The 25578-nt window shown below is 60.0% G+C and carries 24 protein-coding genes and 1 tRNA gene; 23 read left to right on the forward strand and 2 right to left on the reverse strand.

Translation table 11 applies throughout. The features are described from left to right. Nucleotides 1–23: 23 nt before the first annotated feature. From HM1_RS08920 to HM1_RS14670, 17 genes are all read left to right on the forward strand, one after another. Nucleotides 24–764, forward strand: a complete 741-nt coding sequence (locus tag HM1_RS08920; RefSeq protein ID WP_012283041.1) for a hypothetical protein — start codon at nt 24–26, stop codon at nt 762–764. Beyond that, a complete protein-coding gene (locus HM1_RS08925; protein WP_012283042.1) occupies nt 748–1641 on the forward strand; it encodes a hypothetical protein in 894 nt (297 codons plus the stop codon). The genes HM1_RS08920 and HM1_RS08925 overlap by 17 nt, the downstream gene beginning before the upstream one ends. Next, nucleotides 1638–3065: a DUF512 domain-containing protein gene (locus HM1_RS08930; protein WP_012283043.1), complete on the forward strand. Its 1428-nt coding sequence runs from the start codon at nt 1638–1640 to the stop codon at nt 3063–3065. The genes HM1_RS08925 and HM1_RS08930 overlap by 4 nt, the downstream gene beginning before the upstream one ends. A gap of 6 nt (nt 3066–3071) precedes the next feature. Continuing rightward, nucleotides 3072–4400, forward strand: a complete 1329-nt coding sequence (gene der / locus HM1_RS08935; protein ID WP_012283044.1) for a ribosome biogenesis GTPase Der — start codon at nt 3072–3074, stop codon at nt 4398–4400. Nucleotides 4401–4417: 17 nt separating this feature from the next. Continuing rightward, nucleotides 4418–5035, forward strand: a complete 618-nt coding sequence (gene plsY, locus HM1_RS08940; protein ID WP_417999840.1) for a glycerol-3-phosphate 1-O-acyltransferase PlsY — start codon at nt 4418–4420, stop codon at nt 5033–5035. A 37-nt stretch (nt 5036–5072) separates the two neighbouring features. After that, entirely contained in the window at nt 5073–6104 is a 1032-nt protein-coding gene (locus HM1_RS08945) for an NAD(P)H-dependent glycerol-3-phosphate dehydrogenase (protein ID WP_012283046.1), read from the forward strand. 971 nt (nt 6105–7075) lie between these two features. Continuing rightward, the gene (aroF, locus tag HM1_RS08950) at nt 7076–8089 is read left to right on the forward strand and encodes a 3-deoxy-7-phosphoheptulonate synthase (protein WP_012283048.1); all 1014 of its coding nucleotides are present in this window, start codon (nt 7076–7078) and stop codon (nt 8087–8089) included. A 314-nt stretch (nt 8090–8403) separates the two neighbouring features. Further along, the gene (spoIVA, locus tag HM1_RS08955; protein WP_012283049.1) at nt 8404–9882 is read left to right on the forward strand and encodes a stage IV sporulation protein A; all 1479 of its coding nucleotides are present in this window, start codon (nt 8404–8406) and stop codon (nt 9880–9882) included. A gap of 175 nt (nt 9883–10057) precedes the next feature. Further along, a complete protein-coding gene (locus HM1_RS08960; protein ID WP_012283051.1) occupies nt 10058–10654 on the forward strand; it encodes a flavodoxin family protein in 597 nt (198 codons plus the stop codon). Nucleotides 10655–10740: 86 nt separating this feature from the next. Next, nucleotides 10741–11748: a deoxyguanosinetriphosphate triphosphohydrolase gene (locus tag HM1_RS08965; RefSeq protein WP_012283052.1), complete on the forward strand. Its 1008-nt coding sequence runs from the start codon at nt 10741–10743 to the stop codon at nt 11746–11748. Between the two features lie 187 nt (nt 11749–11935). Beyond that, a complete protein-coding gene (dnaG, locus tag HM1_RS08970) occupies nt 11936–13906 on the forward strand; it encodes a DNA primase (RefSeq protein WP_012283053.1) in 1971 nt (656 codons plus the stop codon). Next, the gene (gene rpoD, locus HM1_RS08975; protein ID WP_012283054.1) at nt 13903–15018 is read left to right on the forward strand and encodes an RNA polymerase sigma factor RpoD; all 1116 of its coding nucleotides are present in this window, start codon (nt 13903–13905) and stop codon (nt 15016–15018) included. The genes dnaG and rpoD overlap by 4 nt, the downstream gene beginning before the upstream one ends. 99 nt (nt 15019–15117) lie before the next feature. Then, nucleotides 15118–15192: transfer RNA gene (locus tag HM1_RS08980), tRNA-Ile, on the forward strand. A 116-nt stretch (nt 15193–15308) separates the two neighbouring features. Then, the gene (locus tag HM1_RS08985) at nt 15309–16058 is read left to right on the forward strand and encodes a tRNA (adenine(22)-N(1))-methyltransferase (RefSeq protein WP_012283055.1); all 750 of its coding nucleotides are present in this window, start codon (nt 15309–15311) and stop codon (nt 16056–16058) included. Beyond that, entirely contained in the window at nt 16034–17155 is a 1122-nt protein-coding gene (locus tag HM1_RS08990) for a Nif3-like dinuclear metal center hexameric protein (RefSeq protein WP_012283056.1), read from the forward strand. The genes HM1_RS08985 and HM1_RS08990 overlap by 25 nt, the downstream gene beginning before the upstream one ends. A 27-nt stretch (nt 17156–17182) precedes the next feature. After that, nucleotides 17183–17794: a metallophosphoesterase family protein gene (locus tag HM1_RS08995; protein ID WP_012283057.1), complete on the forward strand. Its 612-nt coding sequence runs from the start codon at nt 17183–17185 to the stop codon at nt 17792–17794. 10 nt (nt 17795–17804) lie between these two features. After that, entirely contained in the window at nt 17805–18509 is a 705-nt protein-coding gene (locus HM1_RS14670; RefSeq protein ID WP_012283058.1) for a DUF1405 domain-containing protein, read from the forward strand. Here HM1_RS14670 and HM1_RS15240 read toward each other — a convergent pair. After that, nucleotides 18395–19108 (reverse strand): TVP38/TMEM64 family protein, encoded by a 714-nt coding sequence (locus tag HM1_RS15240; RefSeq protein ID WP_083765211.1) that lies wholly within the window; start codon nt 19106–19108, stop codon nt 18395–18397. The genes HM1_RS14670 and HM1_RS15240 overlap by 115 nt on opposite strands. An 82-nt stretch (nt 19109–19190) precedes the next feature. Further along, nucleotides 19191–19370, reverse strand: coding sequence for a small, acid-soluble spore protein, alpha/beta type (locus HM1_RS09010; protein WP_012283059.1), 180 nt, complete (start codon nt 19368–19370; stop codon nt 19191–19193). 88 nt (nt 19371–19458) lie between these two features. Here HM1_RS09010 and mobA point away from each other — a divergent pair, with 88 nt between their 5' ends. The 6 genes from mobA (at nt 19459) to HM1_RS09040 (ending at nt 25456) form a co-directional block, all read left to right on the forward strand. Further along, entirely contained in the window at nt 19459–20070 is a 612-nt protein-coding gene (gene mobA / locus HM1_RS09015) for a molybdenum cofactor guanylyltransferase (protein ID WP_012283060.1), read from the forward strand. 33 nt (nt 20071–20103) lie between these two features. Continuing rightward, nucleotides 20104–21048, forward strand: a complete 945-nt coding sequence (gene fdhD / locus HM1_RS09020; protein ID WP_202943736.1) for a formate dehydrogenase accessory sulfurtransferase FdhD — start codon at nt 20104–20106, stop codon at nt 21046–21048. A 79-nt stretch (nt 21049–21127) separates the two neighbouring features. Beyond that, a complete protein-coding gene (mobB, locus tag HM1_RS09025; protein ID WP_012283062.1) occupies nt 21128–21622 on the forward strand; it encodes a molybdopterin-guanine dinucleotide biosynthesis protein B in 495 nt (164 codons plus the stop codon). A gap of 387 nt (nt 21623–22009) precedes the next feature. Then, nucleotides 22010–22582: a 4Fe-4S dicluster domain-containing protein gene (locus HM1_RS09030; RefSeq protein WP_012283064.1), complete on the forward strand. Its 573-nt coding sequence runs from the start codon at nt 22010–22012 to the stop codon at nt 22580–22582. Next, nucleotides 22579–23460 carry a CoB--CoM heterodisulfide reductase iron-sulfur subunit B family protein gene (locus HM1_RS09035; RefSeq protein WP_012283065.1) on the forward strand — a complete coding sequence of 294 codons (882 nt, stop codon included), beginning with the start codon at nt 22579–22581 and terminating at the stop codon, nt 23458–23460. Before HM1_RS09030 ends, HM1_RS09035 begins: the two co-directional genes overlap by 4 nt. Nucleotides 23461–23473: 13 nt before the next feature. After that, nucleotides 23474–25456, forward strand: a complete 1983-nt coding sequence (locus tag HM1_RS09040) for a CoB--CoM heterodisulfide reductase iron-sulfur subunit A family protein (protein ID WP_012283066.1) — start codon at nt 23474–23476, stop codon at nt 25454–25456. Nucleotides 25457–25578: the final 122 nt, after the last annotated feature.

The raw sequence follows: 25578 nt of genomic DNA on the forward strand, positions 1-25578 counted from the left end.
ACCTAAGGGAGGAGGTGAGCCTTTTGCCGCGTTACCCGATCGGCGCCATGTTGATTTTGTTGTCCCTGATCCTTCTTTTCTTCGGAATGGGTGAAGGGATCCTTCGGAGGCTTCGTTTCTCGGGAAAAACCCTCCTGTTGGCGCTCCTGCTCTGGTGGATGGCTCTCTTTGTAGACATTCCCCTCGGTTGGGATCTTCCTTGGGAGGGGATCAACGCCGGTGGGATCGTCATTCCCCTCATCTTCGGCTTCGCCTTGATCGGCAAGACGACCTTGCAGGCGCGCCGGCTCTGGCTCGCCATCGCCACCGTCGCCCTGTCGGGATTGATCGGGATGCAGGTGCTGGGGGTTGAATCGGACCACTTTCTCTGGGACGGGCACTGGTTGTTCACCCTGCTGGGGGCCGTAGGGGCCGCGACGGTCGCTGTGGAGGTCCGAGGCGCGCTTGCGGCGGTGCTGCTCGGTTCGGTGTTGGCAGAGACGATTGGACCGTTTATGAATGAACACTGGGCGATGAGGCCTATCGAAAGGGCCGGCATCCTCGGGAGCGGCATCGTCTACGACCGGATCGTCTTGTCGGCCTTTTTCATCTTCTGGCTTACGTCCCTGTCGGAACAGGTAGGAGAGTGGAAACCGGAAAAACTGCGGGAGGCCAGTGTGGAACGGATGCGCTGGTTGTCTCGGACGATCCCCCTGTTCCGGCGCGTCGAGAGTCGCCAGGGCGAACTGAAGCAGCCGAAGCAGGACGATGGACCGCCGGAATAGGGGCATCGGCGCCGGCGGCATGCTCTTCGCGGCGCCTTCGCTGGTGTCAGGTTTTCTCTTCCTATGCCTTTTCGCCGCGCTGGCATGGCTGTTGTTTCAACGATCCGGCGGGGAGCAGCTCTCCCTTCCGGCAGGCCCATCATGGCGACCGGTTGTCGCTGACAGCGGCGAAAGGCTGGGCGATTGCCGCTGGCCCTGGCAGAAGGGCGACGGCCTGGTCGATACACAGGGCAGGTACTGGCGGGTCGATGGAAATTTTGCGACCGCCGCTTCCCTCGGCGAAGTTTCCGACCCGGTGCTGGATAGGGCGCTCTGTCCAGTGAGTGTCCTTTTGCCGCAGGATGGCGCAAAAGGGGTCATCGCGCTGCTGACGCCGGGCCTTGACGATGGACACGCCGCTGTCTGGGAGAGGGTGCTGGAACAGGCGGGCTACCGGGTTACCCTGTCTGACGGGCTCGAAGCCGGTTCGTCCCGGTCCATTCGCGAGGCGTCCATGGCGTCGCCGGCAGCGATCGTGCGGATCCGGCAGTCCCCGGCGGGGGGATGGAGGGGGACAGAGCATGACCGCCACAAGGCGCAACTGGTTGTGGAACGAGGACATCCGCGCCTCCGATCCAACCTCGGTTTTGCCCTCCGCTGGCAGAAAAAGATTCAGGAGGGGGATCGTCCGCCGATCTTGCTCACCGGGCGTCGGTTGGGTCAACATCTCTCTCCCCGCGCTGTCGATGTGCTGTTGCCAGAAAGCTTCGTCGCCAGCGAATCCATCGCTCTGGCGAGGGGATTGGCGGCAGCGCTGGAACCCGATTCCTTGACGAAAGAGAGCCAGTCCGTCATAATGGATAGAAGAATCACGGACATAAGGGGGCCGAGGCCGTGAAACCTGTCGGCGGCTTGATTGAGGACCTGGATCCGGCGGGTCTGGCAAGCCGTATCGGGCTGCGGCGGGGGGACCGGATTGTGGCGGTCAACGGTCATGCCATCCACGACGTGCTGGACTATGGTTTTTATATTCGAGAGGCCGGCGTCATTCTGGAGGTCTGCGACAACGCTACTGGGGAAATCCGGAAGATCGAGTTAAACAAGGACGAGGACGACGATCTGGGCATCCGCTTTTCCGAGGCCACCTTCGATGGCCTGCGGCGTTGCCAGAACCGCTGTCTTTTTTGTTTTGTCGACCAGATGCCGCCGGGGATGCGCCCTACCCTCTATGCCAAAGACGACGATTACCGTCATTCCTTCTGGCATGGCAATTTCATCACCTTGACCAACCTTTCGGAGGAGGACTTCCAACGCCTGCTCTTGTTGCGTTTGAGCCCCCTCTACATCTCTGTGCAGGCGACCGACGCCGAGGTGCGCCAGCGGCTGCTCCGTCATCGCCGGGCCGGCGAGATCATGGAGCGTTTGCGCCGGTTGGCTGAGGCGAGGATTCAGGTCCACACCCAGATCGTCTGTTGCCCCGGCCTCAACGATGGCGTTGTGTTGGAAAAGTCGCTGGCCGATCTCTGGTCCCTCGGCTACGGGCTGGCCAGTGTGGCTGTCGTGCCTGTCGGTCTGACAAGCCACCGCGAGGGGCTGTTCCCGCTGCGGCCCTTTACAGCGGACGAGGCGGAGACGGTCGTCCATCAGGTGGGCGCCTGGCAGGCGCGGGCCTTGGCGGAACGGGGCGAATCGGTCTTTTTTGCGGCTGACGAGTTTTACCTCCTGGCCGGGCTCCCTTTCCCCCCGGCTGAGGTGTATGAGGATTTTGCCCAACTGGAAAACGGGGTAGGACTCTGCCGCCTTTTTTGGGAAGACTGGCAAGAGGCGGCTGAGCGGTCGGGAGGCGCCGTAGAAGGAAATTCCCTCAGCGGAGAAAGCCTGCCGGGCAGGGATTCGCAGGGTGGAGAAAGTTCGTCTGAAGGGCGCACCTTTATCATCACCGGCCTATCGGGACAGCGTTTTTTGGATAACCTGCTGACCGATGCGCGGGAGCGCTATGATATAAAGAGCAAGACGGGGGGCATCCGGCTGGTCGGCGTGCCGAACAAATTCTTCGGCCCCACCGTCACGGTGGCTGGTTTGTTGACGGCGCGCGATGTGATCGACAGCTTGCGCAGTTTAGGTGATCCGCCGCGAAAAGGCGATCGGGTGTTGCTCCCTTCGGTGATGTTTCGGGCTGAGGGCGATGTCACCCTTGATGATGAAACGGCGGAAGCCATCGCCGAGGCGCTCGGCGGCGTTACGGTTGAGGTCATAGATACGGACGGGGGCGCCCTCTTTGCGGCGCTTTTTCCCGAAGAGAAACAGCGGGGAAGAAGGTGAGAAGCCATGGCAAAACCGATTGTGGCCATTGTCGGTCGGCCGAATGTGGGAAAATCGACGCTCTTTAACCGGTTGACCGGAGGCAGGGTGGCTATCGTAGAAGATCAGCCGGGAGTGACCCGGGATCGCTTGTACCGAGACGCCAACTGGCTGGATCGAGAATTTACTGTTGTCGACACGGGCGGATTGGACTTCGGCGATCGCGAAAACCCCTTTTCAGCGATCATCCATAAACAGGCCGAAGCGGCCATGGAAGAGGCGGACGTCATCCTCTTCCTGGTCGATGGTCGGAGCGGGATCACTGCTGACGATGAGGCCGTCGCCGCAATTTTGCGGAAGGCGAAGAAGCCTGTCTTCCTGGTCGTCAACAAGATCGAAGATTTCTCTCAACGGGAGCGGTATTTTGATTTTTACTCCCTCGGCCTGGGAGAACCCATCCCCATCTCGGCCTCCCACGGCATGAACACGGGCGATCTGTTGGACGCCGTCGTGGCTGTCCTGCCGGAGAACAACGGCGAAGATGACGATCCCGACACGATCAAGATCGCCGTCATCGGGCGGCCGAACGTGGGCAAGTCGTCTCTCGTCAACGCCATCTTGGGACAGGAGCGTGTCATCGTTTCCGACATCCCGGGAACGACGCGTGACGCCATCGACACGGCCTTTGACCGTGACGGCAAGCGCTACATTCTCATCGATACGGCCGGCATGCGCCGCAAGGGGAGAATCGAAGAGGCGGTGGAGCGTTACAGCGTGATGCGCTCTTTGCGGGCCATCGATCGCAGCGATGTGGTGCTCATGGTCATCGACGCCTCCCAAGGCGTGACCGAGCAGGATAAAAAGATCGCCGGCTACGCCCATGAAGCGGGCAAGGCTTGTGTCCTCGTCTTGAACAAGTGGGACCTTGTCCCCAAAGACGACAAGACGATGAGCCGATTCGATAAGGTCGTCCGGTCAGAGATGAGCTTTCTCGCTTACGCCCCGACGATCTACGTATCGGCCTTGACGAAACAGCGGCTGCCGAAGATACTGGAACTGGTCGATTTTGTGGCCGAACAGGCTACCCGCCGCATCAGCACGTCCGTTCTCAACGAATTGCTGGCTGACATCCAGCGGGTGACGCCGGCGCCGACGGATCGGGGACGGCGGCTGAAGATCCTCTTTGTGACTCAGACGGCGGTCAAGCCGCCCACTTTTGTCTTTTTCGTCAATGACGAGGACTTGTTCCATTTTTCCTATCGCCGCCATGTGGAGAACCGATTTCGGGAGACTTTCGGCTTTGAAGGTGTCCCTATGCGCTTCTTCATCCGCGAGCGCGAGAAGGAAAAGGACTAGAAAGGACCCGAGCCGCCATGAATACAATGATCAACCCGATAATCAACGCGTCATCGCTTGGGCTGATTGTGCTTTCTTTTTTCCTCGGGTCGATCCCCTTCGCTTATCTGGTCGGGAGACTGCGCGGCATCGACATCCGCCAACATGGCAGCGGCAACGTGGGCGCCACCAACGCCTTCCGGGTGCTGGGGGCCGGATTTGGCGCCTTGACGCTCATCCTCGATGCGGGAAAAGGGGCCTTGGCCGCCTGGCTGGGGCTGGCCAATGGCGAAACGATGGCGGTCATCGCCGGGCTGGCCGCCATCCTGGGGCACACCTTTTCTCCCTTCATGAGATTCAAGGGCGGTAAGGGTGTCGCCAGCGCCGCCGGTGTGGTGCTGTTGCTCGTTCCCGATGTTACGCTTATCTGTCTGTTGGCCTTTGGGCTGGCGGTGTTTCTCACAAAATACGTTTCCGTCGGTTCGCTGACGGCGGCGGCGCTGCTGCCGTTGCTGATGTTTTTTCTCGACAAACCGCTCCCTTACCAGCTATTTGCGCTGGTCACAGCCCTTTTTGTCATCTACCGGCACAACTCCAATATCCGCAGGCTGCTGGCGGGAACTGAAAATCCCATCACGCGCAAGCAACATAAATAAAGATGACGCAAAGATAGACGAGGGGGAAATTCTCAAGATGCAATCAGAAAAAGTCGCCGTACTCGGCGCCGGCAGTTGGGGCACTGCGCTGGGACGCCTGTTGGTGCAGCAGGGGAAACAGGTGTACCTCTGGTCACGCCGGGTTGATCTGGCCAAGGATATCAACAGCTACCGCGAAAATCGCCGTTATCTGCCGGGTGTCTTGCTGCCCGCCAAGGTTCGCGCCTACGCGGATGTGGATGAGGTCCTCAAAGATGCCGCCACGGTCGTGCTGGCCGTTCCGTCATCGGCCTTGCGGGAGACGGCGGCGCTGATCCGCGAAAAAGTGCAAGGCGATGTGCTCATCATCAGCACTGCCAAGGGGATCGAGCCGGAGACGCTGAAGCGTCCCTCGGAGATCCTGCGGGAAGAGCTACCTAAGGAATTGGCCGACCGGGTTGTCGTCCTCTCCGGTCCCAGCCACGCCGAAGAGGTGGCCCGAGACATCCCCACGACGGTCGTCGTGTCGGCGGAACAGCGGGCCGTTGCCGAACAGGCCCAGGACCTGCTGATGCGCCCCAATTTTCGCGTCTATACAAACCCCGACCTGCTCGGTCTGGAACTGGGCGGTTCCCTGAAAAACATCATCGCTCTGGCCTGCGGCGTCGCCGAAGGTCTCGGTTTTGGCGACAACACGAAGGCCGCCCTTGTCACCCGCGGTCTGGCCGAGATCATCCGCCTAGGCACGGCCATGGGCGCCCGGGAAACGACCTTCGCCGGCTTGGCCGGTCTTGGCGACCTTGTCGTCACCTGCACGAGCAAGCACTCCCGGAACATGCGCTTCGGCAGTTTCCTGGGCAAGGGCAAGTCGGTGGAAGAGTCGCTGGCCCTGGTCGGTCAGACCGTAGAAGGCGTCCGCACAACCCGCGCCGCCTATCAGATGGCCCGGGAAAAGGGCGTCGAGATGCCGATCACTGAAGAATGCTACCGCGTGCTCTTTGAAGGCGCCTCTCCCGCTGACGCCGTCGGAACCCTGATGGGCCGCCTGAAGACCCATGAGGTGGAAGAAGGCGTCGAGGGCTGGAATTAGCCGACCGGAAAGAAGAAAGTCTGGAAATTTCATTTTGGCAATCCCCTTGCATTGCCAAAAAACATATGGTAGAGTAGGTTCAACTTCAATATGATAAGGGCGATGACAGAGAAAAGTAGGTCGGCCCCAGCCTTACAGGGAGGAAACGCCATTGACTGAGAGCGTTTTCATGGCATGACAGACTGAAGTTCCCTCTGGAGCTGCCGGCTGAAACCGCCGCAACCCTGGTTGCCGTGGCGCGTAGGTCAGGCCGTAGACTTCCGACGTTACAAGGAAGGGAGTATCGGAACGACGTTCCCTACTCTGCACGGAGGTGGATCCGTCTTTTATCTGAAAAGCAGGATCAACCAGGGTGGTAACGCGAGAGCACAACGCTTTTCGTCCCTGTAGGGATGAAAGGCGTTTTTTGTTTTTACCAGCGTTTCTGGCGATGGGCTGGTTCGGACGGTTCCGTTTAGCCCGATAGAGCCGATTCAGCCAAAAGCTGCTCACGCCGTTTCATCCCTGACCCTATGCAGTTAAACGGTTTCGTTTCTCCCGTACTCTTATTCTAAATGAGCGGGCCGCGCGTTTTTTCGTGCGGTCAACCAGGGTGGTACCGCGGATGCCCCGTAGCATTCGTCCCTAATGAAGGGATAGCTACGGGTTTTTTGTTTTCACAGGGTTAACCCCAACGGGCTAACCCAAAAGGGGTAAGCCCAAGGGAGTTGCCCGAAGGGGGAACCGGGGCGCATTGGTCTGCGAGCGGTTTGGGCGGAGCGGCGAACAGCGAGCGCAGTTGCGCAGCGTCGGGAGCGCCATCGACATGCAGAAAAGCCCCAGAGCCTTTGGCGCGACCAGCGGAGCAACGGAGTGAGCCGCCGCGCAGCCCTTAGCGAGCGGACCAATGCGCCCCCCCACCCCACACCTCGCACGGCTAACCTTGTTTCATTAAGACCCCTAAATGGGACAAAAAAGAGGAGGAATCGCCCATGGTCATCGTCATGACCCCCAACGCCACCCAAACACAAATCGAAAAAGTCAATCAGATCCTCGCTGAGTACGGCTTCGCCGGCCACATGATCACCGGGGTCAACCGCATCGTCATCGGCGCTGTCGGCGACCGCCAGGCCATTGCCTCCTTAGGTTTGGAAACACTGGCAGGCGTAGAAAAAGTAGTGCCCATCCGCCGCCCCTACAAACTGGTCAGCCGGGAGGCGAAGGAAGAGAATACAATCGTTCATGTCAAGGATGTCGCTATCGGCGGCGACGCCGTCACCGTCATCGGTGGTCCCTGCGCCATCGAGAGCGTCGAACAGGTTATGCGGGCCGCCGAAGAGGTTCGCCGCTGCGGCGGCAAGATCCTGCGCGGCGGCGCCTTCAAGCCGCGCACATCGCCCTACGCCTTCCAGGGACTCGAGGAGGATGGGCTGAAGATTTTGCGCATCGCCGGCCGTTTTGCCGGTCTGCCCACGGTCAGCGAGGTCATCGATGAGGCCAGCCTGGAATTGGCCAGCCAGTACCTCGACATGGTCCAGATCGGGGCGCGCAACATGCAGAATTTCCGTCTCCTCCAGGCGGTCGGTCGGGCCCGCATCCCTGTCATCCTCAAGCGGGGTCTATCGGCAACGATCGAAGAGTGGCTCATGGCCGCCGAATACATCCTCTCGGAAGGAAACAGCCAGGTCATCCTCTGTGAGCGGGGGATCCGCACCTATGAAACAGCGACCCGCAACACCCTTGATCTGAGCGCCATCCCCCTGGTGAAAGAGCTTTCTCATCTTCCCATCCTGGTCGATCCCAGTCATGCTACCGGCGCATCGCGTCTGGTCAAGTCCATGTCAAAGGCCGCAGTCGCAGCCGGCGCCGATGGGCTGCTGGTTGAGGTTCATCCCGAGCCTTGCAGGGCGCTCTGTGACGGACCCCAGTCGCTTGATCCCGAGGGATTCGAGGTGTTGATGAAGGAACTGGCTCCCGTCGCCAGGGCGGTAAATCGACTGATGTAAAAGCCGTGAAACACGCTCGTGTAGTCATCGGCAGATGCGGCGCCTGCAGCGTTCTCCCGACAGGTGAGGAGAAGCCGGGGGCGCTTTTTTTCGTTCTAGCCTGTAACCCTGAAACATAGCCATACAAACGGGGTCTCTGGCAGAGGTTTTTCAATTTTGCGGCAACATACGGTTTTCCCCGCCATTGACAGTCATACGGACACGCATGGGCTCATATAAATTTTAGCGTTAAGGCCTGTCAACGGAAATATTTGGGGTGTAGACCTAACCGAGCGGCCAGGGCAAAACAGTCCGATAAGGAGGGGAAAACCGCGATGGAGAAACTGGATATTTTCCGCGATATCAGCGACCGCACCGGAGGCGACATCTATATCGGGGTGGTAGGCCCGGTCCGCACGGGTAAGTCCACCTTTATCAAACGATTTATGGAACATCTCGTGTTGCCCAACATCAAGAACATCCATGACAAGGAGCGGGCTCGCGACGAGCTCCCGCAGTCTGGCGCCGGGCGCACGATTATGACGACGGAGCCGAAGTTCATCCCTAATGAGGCGGTGGAGATCGGCGTCAAAAACGGACTCAAGATGCGGATCCGCATGGTCGACTGTGTCGGCTACACCGTCGACGGCGCCCTTGGTTACGAGGAAGAGGAAGGGCCGCGGATGGTCATGACGCCCTGGGCGGAGGCGGAGATGCCTTTCCAGGACGCCGCCGAGATCGGCACGCGCAAGGTGATCGCCGATCACTCCACCATCGGCCTTGTCGTCACCACCGACGGCTCGATCACCGACCTGCCCCGCGAGTCCTATGTGGAAGCGGAGGAACGGGTGATTGAAGAACTGCGAGAACTGCACAAGCCCTTTGTCGTCATCCTGAACTCCATGCGTCCGCATTCGCGGGAGACGGCGGAGCTGGCCTACACCCTCGAGAGCCAGTACCAGGTGCCCGTTTTGCCGCTAAACGTATCGGAACTGAACCAGGATGACATCCTGAAGCTCCTCGAAGAAGCGCTCTTCGAGTTCCCTGTGACGGAGGTGAATGTCAACCTGCCCCTCTGGATCGAGGAGTTAGATGTCAAACACCCGCTGCGGCAAAAATTCGAAAGCGCTGTTCGGGAGACGATCTCGCAAGTGAAACGGCTTCGCGATATCGACATCGCCGTCGAGACCCTGGGAGAGTACGATTTCGTCGAAGAGGTCTTCCTGCAGCAGATGAACCTGGGGACGGGCTCGGCCTCCATCGAAATGACGGCGCCGGACAGCATGTTCTACACGGTGCTCCAGGAAGAGAGCGGCTTCACCATCACCGGCGAGCATGACCTGCTGCGGCTGATGAAGGAGCTGTCTAAAGCCAAGCGCGAGTATGATAAGGTGTCGACGGCTTTGGAGGATGTGCGCCAGAACGGCTACGGCGTCGTCAACCCGAGCCTCGAAGAGATGTACCTGGAAGAGCCGGAACTGATCAAACAGGGGAACCGCTTTGGGGTCAAATTGAAGGCGAGTGCGCCGTCGTTGCATATCATCCGTGCTGACATCACCACCGAGATCACCCCCATCATCGGAACGGAGAAGCAGTGCGAGGAACTGGTCCGCTACATCCTCGAAGAGTTCGAAGAGAATCCCCAAAAAATCTGGGAGTCCAACATATTCGGAAAATCGCTGCACGATCTGGTCCGGGAGGGCGTCCAGAACAAGCTCCAACGGATGCCGGAAAACGTGCAGGGCAAGTTGCAGGAGACGTTGCAGCGCATCGTCAACGAGGGCAACGGCGGTCTGATCTGCATCATCATCTAAAGATAAAGCCGGGAACAAAGGCCCGGCTTTTTTCCTTATTGCCACCGGGAGGGAATCGAGGGGGAGAGGTGGTATTAGTTATTAAATGCGACATTCGAGTGTGACATTTGAGATGCCATTCGAGATGTGACATTCGAAGCAGAAATGCGAACTGGGAAAGGGGATACGGTTCTCTATGAAGATCGTTCTGGTCAACGGAAGCCCTAACCGGACAGGGAATACGGCGACGCTGCTCGACGCCGCCGCGGAGGAGATCACGAAGGCTGGCGCAGCGGTGATCCGGATTGAGGCCGCCGAGGCGCTGGCCGATGCCCGCTGGCCCTTTTGCACCGCCTGTTCGACGCCGTGCAGGGCTGTTTGTTTCCAGGGAACCGCCTTGGAGAAGGCTTATGCCGAGATCACCAGCGCTGATGGCGTGATTATCGGCAGTCCCGTCTATTTCGGAACGGTGAGCGCCCAGTTGAAGGCCTTTTTTGATAAGACCCGCCAGGTCCGTGGGCAGAAGGCCTGGATCGGCAAACCCGGCGGCGCCGTCACCTGCGGCGCGGCGCGCTTCGGCGGTCAGGAGACGACGGTGCGGGCGATCCATGACATGATGCTCGTACATGGTATGACCCTTGTCGGCGACGGTTATCTTGAGAATGACTGCGGCCATTTCGGCGCCTCGGCCCAAAAACCGGCTGCCACCGATGCCGACGGTCTCAAGCGGGCGCAGATCCTTGGTCGCCGGGTTGTTGAGGCAGCTCGCGCCCGTTCTCTCAGGAACGGTTGACTGCCGCAAAAAAGGTGTGTCCGCCGCAACGAGAGCGTTGTGCGGCCGCCAGCGGGTAGGAATCCCCGGTTGAGCGAGGTGGGACCATGATTCTTCGAGAAGAACTGGAACGGCGGGAAGAGAACCTTCTATCTCCTTATGCGGCCAAGAGCGCCCGCAGCAAAGGTCGGTTGAAACCAGAAGAGGAATGCGCCATGCGGACCGCCTTCCAACGCGACCGCGACCGGATCATCCACTCAAAGTCCTTCCGGCGCCTGAAGCATAAGACGCAGGTCTTCATCTCGCCGGAAGGGGATCACTTCCGCACCCGTCTTACCCATACCTTGGAGGTGTCCCAGATCGCCCGAACCATCGCCCGGTCGCTGGGGCTCAATGAGGACCTGACAGAGGCGATCGCCCTCGGTCATGACCTGGGCCACACCCCCTTTGGTCATGCCGGTGAAGACGCCCTCGACAAGACGCTGAAAGAGGGGTTCTCCCACGCCCGGCAGAGCCTGCGCGTCGTCGACACGTTGGAACAAGGGGCAGGATTGAATCTGACCTGGGAGGTCCGCGATGGCATCGCTAACCATTCCAGCAGCGGCAAACCGGCCACCCTCGAAGGACAGATCGTCCGCTGGGCCGACCGCTTCGCCTACATCAATCATGACATCGACGACGCCATTCGGGGCGGTATCATCAGTCAAAGTGACCTGCCGGCAGACTGCATCCATGTCCTCGGGGGAAATCACCGCTCCCGGATCAACCGAATGGTCATGGACATGGTGCAGGCCTCCTGGAACCAGCCGGAGATCCGGCTCAGCCCGGAGGTGGAAGAGGCGACGCTCAAGTTGCGGCGCTTCATGTTCAACGAGGTCTATATCGGTTCGCGGGCCAAGGCGGAAGAGAGCAAAGCGAAAGAACTGATCTTTTCCTTGTTCCGCTACTTCAAGTACAACCCGCGCGCCATGCCTCAGGAGTACCAGGACATGATTGAAACGCAGGGGATGGAGCGGGCTGTCGCCGATTATATCTCGGGGATGACCGATCGCTTTGCTGTCAAGGTTTATGAACGACTATTCCTGCCTTCCCCTTGGCTCAGCCGCTGGGATTAGAACCCCCGGAGGGTAGGTATAATATAGAGGATCCGAAACGGCGCATCGGAACCGTCAAAAAAGTGTCGTATTTCTGGAGGAAATGTCAACTCCGCCGCGAATAACAAAAAAGGGTTTCAGGTTGTCGCAAAGCGGAAAAAGAAGGATTTAAGCGCCAGGCGGCGAATGCTTGATGGGGTGATGGTTTTTGCGAGATCCCCAGATCGTCGATGAGATTCGCCATCGTTTGGATATTGTCGAAATTGTGGCGGATTATGTGGCGCTGAAACGGCAGGGCGGACGGTATGTCGGGCTCTGCCCCTTTCACTCCGAAAAGACACCGTCTTTTACCGTATCGCGGGATAAGCAATACTTTCATTGCTTCGGTTGCGGCACGGGTGGCGATGTCTTTACCTTTGTCATGCTCCGAGAGAACCTGACCTTTCCCGAAGCCCTCAAAAAATTGGCGGAACGCGCCGGCGTCACCCTTCCGGAACGAAAACTGACGCCCACCCAGCAGGCCCAGCGCACCGCCGTCGAGCGGGGCCGGGCGTTGCACAAACGGGCGGCTGAATTGTACTTCCGATGCCTCCGAGAGGACGCCCGGGCTCGTCCGGGCCGAGAGTACCTGAGCCGCCGGGGTGTGAGCGACAGCGTGGCTGTCGATTTCGGACTCGGCTTCGCGCCGCCCGGCTGGGAGTTTCTCGCCACCCGATTGCAGCAAGAAGGATACCTTCCGGAAGAATTGGAGCGGTTCGGCCTGATCGTGCCCCGCCAGGGAGGAGAGGGTTATTACGATCGCTTCCGCAACCGGATCATCTTTCCCATATTTGACGCCCAAGGGCGTCCCGTCGCTTTCGGCGGTCGCGTCTTAGACGATGCGGTTCCCAAGTACCTCAATTCGCCGGAAACGCCTCTGTACAAAAAGGGACAGCACCTCTATGGCCTGAACAAGGCCGGATCCGCCATCCGGGAAAAAGGGGTGGCTGTGCTGGTCGAGGGATATATGGATGTCATCGCCTGTCACCAGCATGGCATCCGCCAGGCTGTGGCCAGCCTCGGCACAGCCATGACGCCGGAGCAGGGCCGCCTGCTCCTCCGCTACGGTCCGCGGGTGCTGATCTGCTATGACAGCGACCGGGCCGGCGTGGAAGCGGCGGTGAAGGCTGGCGGGATCCTGACCGCTCTGGGGGCGCAGATCCAAGTGCTGACCCTGCCAGAAGGCAAGGATCCTGACGAGTACCTGCAGCGCCACGGCGCCGACAGCTTTTGGCTGGCGGCGGAACAGGCGCCATCCTTTTTCACCTTTTGCTATTCCCGCGCCGCCGCCGCGCAGGACCTGTCGTCCGCCGTCGGCAAGGCGTCCGTCGTCCGCGAATTGGCATCCCTCTTGCTGACGATGCCCAGCGCCGTCGAACAGGAGGCCAACATCCAGTGGCTGGCCCGGGAGTTGCGGCTCTCCGAGGCGGCGGTGATGGAGGAGATCCGGGGATATGCCCGGAATGCCAGGGCGCCGGGGATGAGAAAGGAAAATATTAGACATACTATTTCTGCCTCTGCCCCTGCCTGGGGTGACGGCGATGCAGGGACGCAGGCAGCGCCCGGCGATGCCGGGGCGGCTGACGGTTTGACCGCCAGGTCGGCGGGCGGGGGGGAGCAGCGACAACATAGTGCAAACCGAAAAGAACAGGCCTGGCGCTATCTCCTTTACTGGATGATCGAGGATCCGGATCGGGTCCGCTGGGTCTTTGAACGGTTGGGCGAGGAAATCCCCCGCGCCGACGAACCGCTGGGTGAAATCCTTGCCGCCTTGACGGCTGTATGTGATGAAGGCGGCCGAGGTTCTTTGGCCGGACGGGTGGCTGAACGTCTCTCTACGGACAAGGCGAAGGGATACCTGAGCGCGTTGTTGGTGGAAGACATCCTCTGCCGGGAACCGGTGATAGAGGATTGCATCAACACACTGCGTTATGGATGGTTGACAGAAGAAATCGCCAGCCTGGAGAGCCAGGTGGACGCCTTTTCCCGGAGCGGTGACATGGAGGCGATGCAGCGGCTGCTGCCACGCCTCGCGAAGTTACAGCAAGCCCGCAACCGGGCGGCGCGCAGACAGGGCGCCATGCCTTTTGGCGGTCGGTTGGATCAACGGCCCTGGTACAAGGGGGGGAACCACGGATGAAGGAAGAGCAGAAAGAAGAACAGGTAGAACAAGTACAAAAAGTAAAAGACCTGATTGCCAAAGGGAAGAAAAAAGGGGTCCTCACCTACCAGGAGATCATGGACGCGCTGCAAGGTGTCGAGATGACGGCAGACCAAGTCGATGATATCTACGAGCAATTGGGCAACATGGGAATCGATGTGGTGCCGGAGAACACCGAGTCGGAATCCTTGGATAAGGCCGAAGAACCAATCATCCGGGAAGAGGAAGAGATTGAAGTCGACTTGTCCGTGCCCGAAGGTGTGGGCATCGACGACCCTGTTCGGATGTACCTCAAAGAGATCGGTCGGGTGCCCCTGCTATCGGCGGAAGAAGAGATCGAGCTGGCCAAGCGGATGGAGGAGGGCGATGAGGCGGCCAAGCGCCGTCTCGCCGAAGCCAACCTGCGGCTCGTCGTCTCTATCGCCAAGCGCTACGTAGGCCGCGGCATGCTCTTTCTCGACCTGATCCAGGAAGGCAACCTGGGCTTGATCAAGGCGGTCGAGAAGTTTGATTACCGCAAAGGGTACAAGTTCTCCACCTATGCCACATGGTGGATCCGGCAGGCCATCACGCGGGCCATCGCCGACCAGGCGCGGACGATCCGCATTCCCGTCCACATGGTGGAGACGATCAACAAGTTGATCCGCGTTTCTCGCCAACTCCTTCAGGAGTACGGCCGGGAGCCGATGCCCGAGGAGATCGCCAAGGAGATGGACATTCCTGTCGAACGGGTGCGGGAGATCATGAAGATCGCCCAAGAACCCGTTTCCTTGGAAACGCCCATCGGCGAGGAAGAGGATTCCCATCTGGGCGACTTCATCGAAGACCAGGATGCCCCGGCCCCGGCGGAGGCCGCCTCCTTCATCCTGCTCAAGGAGCAGCTGGAGGAGGTGCTGGAGACGCTGACGGCGCGGGAGATGAAGGTGCTTCGTCTGCGCTTTGGACTCGATGACGGACGCTCCCGCACCCTCGAAGAGGTGGGCCAGGAGTTCGGCGTCACCCGCGAACGGATCCGTCAGATCGAGGCGAAGGCGTTGCGCAAGCTCCGCCACCCCAGCCGGAGCAAGAAGTTGAAGGACTATCTGGACTGACGACTCGACTGGCCGAAAGTGGATCATTGACCGCGAGCCGGTCTTCGCCTATAATTGAATAGACGCTTTTTGAGGCATCCTCGGTTGGGGATGCCGAACGGGCCTATAGCTCAGCGGTAGAGCGGCCGGCTCATAACCGGTTGGTCCCAGGTTCGATCCCTGGTGGGCCCACCATATATGCAAATCGCCCGTTTGCCTGACCGGCAGACGGGTTTTTGTTTTCTGCTCAAACTTTTAAGGTGTGCTCCGTAAAGCAATCGGTAAAAGACGATCGCGAAGGATGGATTCTGTTGGAACTGAGCCCTCGTTTGCAGCGGTTGGCAGCGGCGGCGCCGCCCGGTCTGCCCATCGCTGACATCGGCACCGATCACGCCTATATCCCCGTCTACCTGGTCAAAAGTGGCATCGTCCCTTATGCGATAGGCGTCGATGTCCATCCCGGTCCGCTGGAAGCGGCACGTCTGCATGTGGCCGCCTACGGCGTCAAAGACAAGGTCGAGATACGGGAGGGCGATGGGCTTGCGCCGTTGCAACCTCGCGAGGTCGGCGCCATCGTCATCGCCGGCATGGGCGGCGGAACGATGCAGGCCATCTTAACGGAGGGCGACGCCGCCGGCAAGTTGGCCGGTGTGAGCCGTCTCATCCTGCAGCCGCTGGAAGGTGCCGGTGGACTGCGTCGCTGGCTCCATCACCGGGGATGGCGGATCGTCGATGAGGATCTGGTGGCCGAAGGGCCGCGCATTTATGAGATGATCGTGCTGGAGCCGGCGGAAGCAAATAAGGATACCCGAAAAGCCATCTTCGGTTCTGCAGAGAACGCAGCAGCCGAGGAGCTCTACTGGGATCTCGGTCCACTGCTCCTGGCGCGAAAACACCCGTTGCTGCTCCCGGTCGTAGAAAAGCGGCTCGAGCGGGAAAGACGGGCGCTGGCGGGCATCGCTCAGGCGCGACAGCCAGACGAGCAAAAATTGGAGCGGATGAAATCACGCATCAAGGCCTTGGAAAGGGTGAGGACATGGCTATCGCCTGCGCGCGGATAATCGAGTGGATAGAACGTCTGGCCCCGAAAAGGCTGGCGGAAGACTGGGATAATGTGGGGCTCCAGGTGGGCGATCCCTCTCGTCCTGTCGAGAGAATCTATGTGGCCCTCGACGTGGACGAAAAGGTGGTCCAAATGGCGGCGGAACAGGGCTGCCAGATGATCCTCTCTCACCACCCCTTGTTGTTTCAACCGCTCCGGACATTGCGCTGGGATCAGCCGCAGGGACGGTTGCTCAAGGCCATCATCGACCATGATCTGCAGGTCTACGCCGCCCATACCAACCTGGACTCGGCCCGGGGAGGCGTCAATGACATCCTGGCACAGCGGCTCGGTTTGACGGCGGTAGAACCGCTCTTTGACGACAAACAGGAGGAGCTGGTCAAGATTGCCGTCTTCGTCCCTGCTGAACATGAGGCGGCGGTTCGCCAGGCCATGGGCGACGCTGGCGCCGGACATATCGGAAACTACTCCCATTGCAGCTTCCGCAGCGCCGGGCGGGGAAGCTTTTTGCCCCTCGAAGGCACGAATCCCTTCATCGGCGCTAAAGGCGTCCTGGAAGAGGTGGAAGAACTTCGTCTGGAGACGATCGCCCCCAAAAGCGCCTTGAACCGTGTCATCAAGGCCATGGTGAAAGCCCACCCCTACGAAGAGGTCGCCTACGACCTCTACCCCTTGCTCAATACCGGTGAAAAAACCGGCCTCGGCCGCATCGGCCGCCTGCCGCAGCCGATGACGATAGACGCATTGGCCGATCGGATCAAACAGAGCCTTGCTGTCGCCCGGGTTCGTTGGATCGGCGCCGACAAGGGAAGGATGGTCGAGAAGATCGCCGTCTGCGGTGGTTCCGGCGCATCGACCATCGCCCGCGCCCATTTCAAAGGCGCTCAGGTGTTGGTCACGGGCGACATGAAGTACCATGAGGCCCAGTCAGCTCAGTCCCTGGGGATCGACGTCCTCGACGCTGGTCACTTCGCCACGGAACGACCCGTTCTGGAAGCGTTGGCCGCCTACATCGAAGAGACGGCAGTCCGGGAGAAGGTGACTGTCCAGGTGATCGTCCATGGGGAGAGCCAGGACCCCTTTGCCGACCTGTAGGCGCAGAGCCGGGAAGGAGAGTGGACCATGCGATACGGAATCCTCGCCGATGTTCATGGAAAATCGGAGGCCTTGCAAAAGGCGTTGCGCCTGCTGCAGGATGTAGACCGCATCGTTTTTCTCGGCGACGTTCCAGGATATCGTGACATCGAAGGCATGCCCGAGTGCTTGCAGGCCTTGGCGGCTGAGGGCGCGCTGGCGGTGCGCGGAAATTGTGACGCCTACATGTTGGCCCACAGGCGGCCGCCGGAGATCGCGGCGCCGCTCTGGGATTATTACACGGCCTGGCCGGAGGAGATCTTAGAGGGCGACCTGCTCTTTGTCCACGGCGGTCCGCGCGATCCCCTTCACGAACGGGTGAATGAAGAGGAAAGGGCTTGGCGAAACTTCCGGGCCCGCCAATTTGCTATCTGTTTTCACGGCCATGAGCACCGGGTCACCGCCTTTGCCAGCCGGGACGACGGTGATGTGGAGACGGTGAAACTGCCAGAGACGGGCCTCTGTACCCTGGAGGCGAACAGGCGCTACATCATCGGCGTCGGCTCTGTGGGAAAACCGAAAGATGAGTGTCGGGGCAGCGTCGTCCTCTTTGATGCGGAAACGCGGATGCTCCGGGTAGAGCGGTTTACCATCGACTGAAGGGGAAGCGATGATAGAAACGATGACTGAAACGATGACAAAGCGACGCAAATGGCAGGACCATCCCCTGGTGTCCTGGCTCTTTTCCTCGACGGCGATGACAGCGTTGGTGATCGTCAACCTCGTAGGTACCCTCTATGGCTTCTGGTGGTACCGCATGCAACTGACGGAGACGCCGCTTCGCTACTGGCCGCTCGTGCCGGACAGCCCCCTCGCCTCGGGAGATTTCACCCTCCTGCTGACGTTGCTGCTCTTGGGCATCCGCTGGCCCTGGCTGGAGTGCCTGGCGCCGGTTGTGCTGGTCAAGTATGGACTCTGGGCGGTGATCATCAACGTCGACGCGGCCCTCACCGCCGGACCTGCCTTTGAGAACTGGCTGCTCGGCCTGTCTCACCTGGGTATGGCCCTTCAGGCGCTCTTGTTCTGGCCGCGACTGCGCTACTCCCGGCGGGTCTGGGCTGCCGTGACCGCCTGGGTGTTTTTCAACGACTTTGCCGATTACCGCTGGGATATCTATCCCTATCTCTTCGATCCCGGCCAGTACGACCTGGCTCTGACGAGCGCCGTTCTGCTGTCGGTGCTCTCCCTCGGTCTGGGTGCCTATTTTGCCTCTTCTTTTTCCGGCATGGGCCTGGGTGAGCCGTCGGCGCGGGTCAACCAGTTGTCAAGGATCGGTGTGAGTGCCAGCAGCGACAAGATCCAGAGCCCGAAGTAGAGGGCGTACTGGAGCGGGTGCAGAGCCCGGTGTCCTAAGAAGGTGTAAAAGAGGATAGCCGGCGTCTGGCCGATGGCCGTTCCCCAGGCGAAGGTCCACCAGTCGACTCGGGTGAGGCCGAAGGCGTATGAGGTGAAATCAAAGGGCATGAATGGCAGCAGCCGGGAAAAAAGGACGGCGGCCCGCCCATACTCGTATAGGTGGTCATCGATGCGTGACAAGAAGCCTTCGCGGACAAACTGGGACACGAAAGGCCGGCCGAGCCGCCGCGCTAAGCCGAAACAGAGCAGAGCCGAGGCGAGGGAACTGCTCCAGGAGAGGAGCAAGCCCCAGGCGCTGCCGAAGAGGGCGGCGTTGAGTAAAAAAATGGCCACCGAGGGAATCGGCGAGATAAAGGCTTGCAGCAGCATCAAGCAGAAGGAGACAAGCGGCGCAGCCAGGCCGAAGGATAGGACGAAGGTTTTCAGTTCCGCGAGGTTGGCCTCCAGCAGGAGCCTAACGGCGATAGCCACATGATGGCCCAAGGCGGGAATCGATATGACGAGGATCGCTAAGAGGAACGGCAGCGCCCGGGTAGGGTTACACCAGTGCCTTTTCACTTCGCCGTCGTCCTCCTCTCGGTCAGCAAACAAGGCAAAGCCAGAGCGGAATCGCTGTTCCACTCTGGCTGGCGCATGACGGTCAAGCCTGGAGAGTCGCTACAGAGCGTTCGGCCCGTTCGATTGCGGCGCGGACGAGGTTGCCGGCGTTCCGTGTGGTGATGCCGCCCCAACCTTCCCGTTCGACCACATCGGCGAAGCCGAGTTCCCGGGCTAGCTCATACTTGAGTTGCTCTGACATGACGGGTTTGCGACGCGCCATAGGTCGCCTCCCTTCCCGTTTGTCACGCGCCGCCTTTAGTTTTCGGCGCCCTCCGGAGCTTTATCCCTTTTGAGAGGGTGGAAGAATCATGGATGCAGCGGCCATCATCCTGTCGGGTGGACGCAATTCCCGGATGGGCCGCAACAAGGCTTTCGCTGTCGTCAACGGGAAGGTCGTCATTGCCCAGATCATCGAGAAACTGAAGACGGTGACGGCAGAGATCATCGTCGTGACCAACTGCCCCGACGATTATAGGCACTTGGGTGTCCGGTTGACAGGCGACATCATCCCGGATCAGGGACCTTTGAGCGGCATCCATGCCGGGCTGATCGCTTCTAATTATCGAAATAACATCGTCGTCGCCTGTGACATGCCCTTTGTCGAGGCGCCGCTGGCGCGAGCGCTGCTCGAAGAGGCGCCCGGTTATGACGTGGTCGTTCCCCAATGGCGCGGCCACCTGCAGCCCCTCTTCGCCGTTTACACAAAAACATGCATTGACCCTATCGAGGCTTGTCTGCGTGGGAACATCCGCAAGATCGTCTCTTTCTACCCCCAGGTTCGCGTCTGCTGTGCCGGAGAAGCCCTGCTGAGCCGATGGGGGGATCCGGAGCGGATTTTTTTCAATATCAACACACCGGCTGATCTGGAGACCGCCCAAGGGGTGACCGAGGATCGGGATGCAGTGATCGGGATGCAGTGACGAGGGTGTGAAGTCGGCTCGGGGGTGGAACGAGTGGAACGGCTAAATCAAGAAGAGCAGCCTAATCAAGAAGAGCAACTTAATCAAGAAGAGCAACTTAATCAAGAAGAGCAGCTTAATCAAGAGGAGCAGGCCTTTTTCGGTCGATGCGTTGAGGATAAGACGGAGCGACGGGTCGAACGGGTAATGGCCATGCGCGTCACCGGAGCCCTCTTGGCCGGAGCGGAGCAGCAGGAAGGATGGGAGGAGCGGGAAGAGCTGCTCGTCCGGGAATGGCCGCTGACCCTCTACCTCAACGGGGAGGAACTGGTCACCCTGCTGGCCAGCCCGGAACATATGGAAGACCTGGCGATCGGCTTTTTGGTCGCCGAGGGCTTTCTCCAGCGGGTAGAACAAATGAAAAGCCTGCGGGGAGACTATGAAAACGGGCAGATCTTTGTGGAAGCGGAGACTGCCGTGACAGCCGGCAAGACCTTCATGAAGCGCTATATCACCACCGGTTGCGGCAAAGGCATGACCTTCTACGATGTGACCGATGCGCGCCACGCCCGAAGCCTCGAGGCTGTTGGGACCGCCGTTGCGGTCGACCAGATCCTGGCCCGCATGGACGACATGCAAGCGCTCTCAGGCCTCTACCGCGAAACGGGCGGGGTCCATTCGGCAGCCCTCTGCGACGGCGAGCGGATCTTCCTCTACCGCGAGGATATCGGCCGTCATAACGCCGCCGACAAGATTGCCGGCGCTTGTTTTCGCGAAATGATTGCCACAGCAGATAAACTGTTTCTCACATCGGGCAGAATCTCATCGGAAATCCTGCTGAAGGTAGCTAAGATGGGAATCCCGCTGATCGCCTCCCGTTCGGCGCCGACGGACCTGGCTGTCCGGTTGGGCGAGCAGTTGGGGATGACTGTCGTGGGATTTGTGCGGGGCAAGCGCATGAACGTCTACAGCCACCCCTGGCGCATCATCAGACGGTGAACCGCGAATCGACACGTCGAAGGCAACCCCTAGCCTAATGCCGATGGCCGATTTCATATCTGAAGGGAAGAGCGCAAACATGCAGACCATCCCCGTGCTATCCATCGTCGGCACCTCCGACTCGGGCAAGACGACGCTGCTGGAAAAACTCCTGCCGGAACTGAAAGGGCGAGGCTACCGGGTCGCCACGATCAAGCATGACGTCCATGGTTTTGACATCGACAAGCCTGGCAAGGATACTTGGCGCCATGCCCAGGCCGGGGCCGATGTGGTCGTCATCGCATCGACCGACAAGGTGGCCATGATCGAGAAAACGAAACGGGAACTGTCGCTCGACGAGGTGATTTCTCGCATTGTCGATGTGGACATCATCCTCACCGAGGGGTATAAGCGCGGCAACAAGCGGAAGATCGAGGTCTATCGCGCCTGCATGAAGCGAGAACTGCTCTGCAGCCCCGATGAGTTGGTGGCTATCGCCTCGGACACCCCCTTTGACATCGGTGTCCCCTGCTTGGACATCAATGACGCTGCCGGCCTCGTCGACATCATTGAAGCGACGTTCTTAAAGAAATAACCTGGTGGGCTAAGGGGGAAGTCGCCACAAGAGGCTTACCCAAAGGAACTCGCCTAGAGAACTCGTCAGGAACGAAAAAAACTGTTCACAAAAGCTTGACTCCGAAAAGGGCGTCGAGCTTTTTCTATCCTCTAGACATAAATAAAGACATTGCTGGACTCCATGACCGAATAGAATGCATCATCTGATTAGTGAAAAAGATTACTTTCAGATTAGAGGGAAAACTGCGCCAAGCATCGAATCAACGATCAAACAAGTGTCATCACTGAAGTATCACCTTTGTCAAAGGGCTTCGGTTCCAGCAACTCGCCTGTATTATGTATACAGCGCGAGTCAGCCTGGTTTTTTTTATGTGGATCATTCTTCAAACCGACGGGAGGTCGTTTTATGGGACCGGTCCAACTCTCCACGACGGTGGTGTCCAGCCAGGGCTTTCGCGACCGCCTCAAAGAGACCTATGGTGCGGACGTCTCCCTTTGCTATCAGTGCGGCAAGTGTTCGGCAGGATGCCCGGCGGCGTTCGCCATGGAACACACGGTACGCCAGATCATCCGGATGGTCCAGGCAGGCCTCATTCAAGACGCACTCCGAACCTACAGCATCTGGGCCTGCGCCGGCTGTGAGACCTGCTCCAGCCGCTGCCCGCGCCAGGTCGACCCGGCCAAGGTGATGGAGGCGCTCCGCATCGAAGCGAAAAAGCAGGGACTCGTCGCCGACCGGGAGGCTGACCTCTTCCATGATTTGTTTCTGCAATCGGTCCAAAGCAACGGACGGTTGCATGAGGTGGGGCTGATGGCTCGCTTCAACATCCTCTCTCGCCAATTTTTTAAGGATGCTGTTCATGCGCCCGGCCTGTTGAGCCAGGGCAAGCTGAGCATCTTGCCCCATAAAAACCAGAACCCCGACGCGGTGGCCCGCATCTTCGCCAACGTTAAGAAGAAGCGAGGTGGCAACAAGTGAGATACGGACTCTACCCCGGCTGCTCGGCCAGCGGCACCGGCATTGAATACGGAATGTCCACGAAAGCTGTCGCCCGCCGCCTCGGCATCGAACTCGTCGAGATCCCTGACTGGAACTGCTGCGGCGCCTCGTCGGCCCACAACCGAGACCACCTGCTCAGCATCGCCTTGCCGGCCCGCAACCTCGCCCTGGCCGAGCAAGCGGGGCTCACCGATATCGCCATCCCTTGCGCCGCTTGCTACCAGCGGATGAAGGCCTCCGAACAGGCTGTCGCCGACGAAGCCGAGCGCCGCGACGTGGCCGAGGTCATCGAAATGGAGATCAAAGGCACAGTCAAGGCGCGGGCGCTTTTGGAGGTCTTCGCCAACGACCTGGACGCCGAGACGATCGAGAGGGCCGTCGTCAAGCCCCTGAAGGGCCTGAAAGTCGCCTGCTACTACGGCTGCCTTCTCGTCAAACCGGCCGCACTGGCCATCGATAGCCCGGAAAATCCGATGATGATGGACCGCCTCATCGCCGCCTTGGGCGCCACCCCTGTCGACTGGCCCTACAAGACCGAGTGTTGCGGCGGCAGCCTCGCCATCACCCGTCCCTACGCCGCTGTGGCCATGACCGCTCAAGTGCTCAAATACGCAAAGCTGGCCGGCGCCGACTGCATCGCCACGCCCTGTCCGCTCTGCACCTCCAATCTGGACATGCGCCAGAAAGAGGCGGAGAAGGTCCTCGGCATGGAACTCGGCCTGCCGATCTACTATTTTACAGAACTGATGGGCGCGGCCTTCGGCCTGCCTGCGGAAGAACTGGGCATCAACCGCCACTTTACTGAGGCGACGGCCCTGATCAAAAAACCAACTGCCCCGGCCCCGGCGGAGCGGTGAGGAGGGAAACGGCGTGAAACGAATCGGGGTTTTCGTCTGTCATTGCGGCACTAACATCGCCAACACGGTTGACTGCGCCAAAGTCGCCGAAAGGGCCAAAGACTTTCCCGGCGTCGTCTTCGCCTGCGACTACAAGTATATGTGCTCTGAACCGGGCCAGGTGATGATTCAGGAGGCCATCGGCGAACACAACCTGGATGGCTACGTCGTCGCCGCCTGCTCCCCGCGCATGCACGAATCGACTTTCCGCAAGTGCGCCGAGCGGGCCGGCATGAACCCTTATATGGTGGAACAGGTCAACATCCGGGAGCAGTGTTCCTGGGTCCACGCCGACAAGACCAAGGGGACCGAGAAGTCCATCGACATCACCCGCATGGGCGTCGCCAAGGTGGCCAAAAATGAGCCCCTCTTCTCGACGACCATCCCGGTGACCAAGCGGGCCCTCGTCATCGGCGCCGGCATCGCCGGCATCCAGGCGGCCATCGACATCGCTGACGCCGGCTACCCGGTCACCCTGCTCGATCGGGAGCACTCCATGGGCGGCAAAATGGCTCAGGTCGACAAGACCTTCCCGACTCTCGACTGCTCGGCCTGCATCCTGACGCCGAAGATGGTCGAGGCGGCCCAGCACCCGAACATCGAGATCGTCACCTACGCCGAGGTTGAGGCTGTCGACGGCTTCGTGGGCAACTTCGATGTGACCATCCGCAAAAAGGCCCGCTATGTGGACGTGAACAAGTGCACCGGCTGCGGCCTCTGCTCGGAAAAATGCCCCAAAAAGGTCGTCTCTGAGTTTGAGATGAAGCTGGGCACGCGCAAGGCCATCTATGTGCCCTTTCCTCAGGCGGTACCGAACAAGCCCGTTATCGACGCAAAAAACTGCCGCTACCTCTCGGAGGGCAAGTGCGGCGTCTGCAAAAAAGTCTGCCCCACCGGCGCCGTCGACTTTGAACAAAAAGACGAGCTCATCGTCGAGCGCTTCGGCGCCATCGTCGTCGCCACCGGTTTTGAACAGTTCGATATCTCCAAGTATGAAGAGTACGGCGCCGGTCGCATCGCCGACGTGATCACGGGCCTGCACTTAGAGCGCCTGATGAACGCCTCCGGCCCCACCATGGGCAAGATCAAGCGCCCCTCTGACGGCAAAGTCCCCGAAAGGATCGTCTTCATCAAGTGTGTCGGTTCTCGCGACGAGGCGAAGGGCCGCCCCTACTGCTCCCGCGCCTGCTGCATGTATGTGGCCAAGCACGCCACGCTGCTCAAAGAGAAGCTCCCCGCCGCGAAGTCCTACATCTTTTATATGGATGTGCGCACCGCCGGCAAGAACTACGAAGAGTTCTACGCCCGCGCCCAGAACGAGTACGACGCCCAGTACATCCGGGGCCGCGTCTCGAAGATCTTCCAGGCGGGCGACAAATTAATTGTACGCGGCGAAGACTCCCTGCTCGGCCGCCCCGTCGAGATCGAAGCCGACCTGGTCGTCCTGGCCGCCGGCATGGACCCGCAGCAAGACGCCAAGGACCTGGCCCGCACCCTCGGCATCTCCTACGACCAGCACGGCTGGTTCACAGAAGCCCATCCGAAGCTGCGCCCGGTGGAGACCCACACGGCCGGCATCTTTCTGGCCGGCGCCTGCCAGGGGCCAAAAGATATCCCCGACTCGGTCGCCCAGGCCTCGGCGGCGGCCGTCAAGGTGGCGAGCCTTCTCTCGAAAAAAGAACTGACGGCGGAAGCCCAAACGGCCCGCTGTGACGAAGCCTACTGCTCCGGCTGCGGCCTCTGCGTCTCCATCTGCCCCTACAAGGCGATTGAACTGAAGAGGATCAGCGAGCGGGTCCATGGCGGCACGCGCGAGCGCCAGGTCTCCAGCGTCAACCAGGGTCTCTGCCAGGGTTGCGGCGCTTGTTCCGTCGCCTGTCCCTCCAGCGCCATGAACTTAAAGGGCTTCAGCAACGATCAAATCCTCGCGGAGGTGGATGCCCTGTGTCAGCGGTAGATGAGAAAAAAGTGAACGCGGCGGGGCAGGGGGCAGCCGCTCAAAAGGCCGCCGCCGGCGCAGCCTGTGGTTGTGCGAGCGGGGCCCCCGCTGCAGGTTTTGCCGGGACGGCCAGCGCCTCC

This window comes from Heliomicrobium modesticaldum Ice1, from assembly GCF_000019165.1.
GTDB lineage: Bacteria > Bacillota > Desulfitobacteriia > Heliobacteriales > Heliobacteriaceae > Heliomicrobium > Heliomicrobium modesticaldum.

Excerpts from the sequence above, each read along its gene's own strand:
- HM1_RS08960 (WP_012283051.1), top strand. The coding sequence starts at position 10,058 with ATGAAGATCGTTCTGGTCAACGGAAGCCCTAACCGGACAGGGAATACG.
- HM1_RS08965 (WP_012283052.1), top strand. The coding sequence starts at position 10,741 with ATGATTCTTCGAGAAGAACTGGAACGGCGGGAAGAGAACCTTCTATCT.
- HM1_RS08925 (WP_012283042.1), top strand. The coding sequence starts at position 748 with ATGGACCGCCGGAATAGGGGCATCGGCGCCGGCGGCATGCTCTTCGCG.
- plsY (WP_417999840.1), top strand. The coding sequence starts at position 4,418 with ATGAATACAATGATCAACCCGATAATCAACGCGTCATCGCTTGGGCTG.
- HM1_RS08995 (WP_012283057.1), top strand. The coding sequence starts at position 17,183 with ATGCGATACGGAATCCTCGCCGATGTTCATGGAAAATCGGAGGCCTTG.
- rpoD (WP_012283054.1), top strand. The coding sequence starts at position 13,903 with ATGAAGGAAGAGCAGAAAGAAGAACAGGTAGAACAAGTACAAAAAGTA.
- spoIVA (WP_012283049.1), top strand. The coding sequence starts at position 8,404 with ATGGAGAAACTGGATATTTTCCGCGATATCAGCGACCGCACCGGAGGC.
- aroF (WP_012283048.1), top strand. The coding sequence starts at position 7,076 with ATGGTCATCGTCATGACCCCCAACGCCACCCAAACACAAATCGAAAAA.
- HM1_RS14670 (WP_012283058.1), top strand. The coding sequence starts at position 17,805 with ATGATAGAAACGATGACTGAAACGATGACAAAGCGACGCAAATGGCAG.
- HM1_RS09030 (WP_012283064.1), top strand. The coding sequence starts at position 22,010 with ATGGGACCGGTCCAACTCTCCACGACGGTGGTGTCCAGCCAGGGCTTT.
- HM1_RS08990 (WP_012283056.1), top strand. The coding sequence starts at position 16,034 with ATGGCTATCGCCTGCGCGCGGATAATCGAGTGGATAGAACGTCTGGCC.
- HM1_RS09010 (WP_012283059.1), bottom strand. The coding sequence starts at position 19,370 with ATGGCGCGTCGCAAACCCGTCATGTCAGAGCAACTCAAGTATGAGCTA.
- mobB (WP_012283062.1), top strand. The coding sequence starts at position 21,128 with ATGCAGACCATCCCCGTGCTATCCATCGTCGGCACCTCCGACTCGGGC.
- der (WP_012283044.1), top strand. The coding sequence starts at position 3,072 with ATGGCAAAACCGATTGTGGCCATTGTCGGTCGGCCGAATGTGGGAAAA.
- mobA (WP_012283060.1), top strand. The coding sequence starts at position 19,459 with ATGGATGCAGCGGCCATCATCCTGTCGGGTGGACGCAATTCCCGGATG.
- HM1_RS08945 (WP_012283046.1), top strand. The coding sequence starts at position 5,073 with ATGCAATCAGAAAAAGTCGCCGTACTCGGCGCCGGCAGTTGGGGCACT.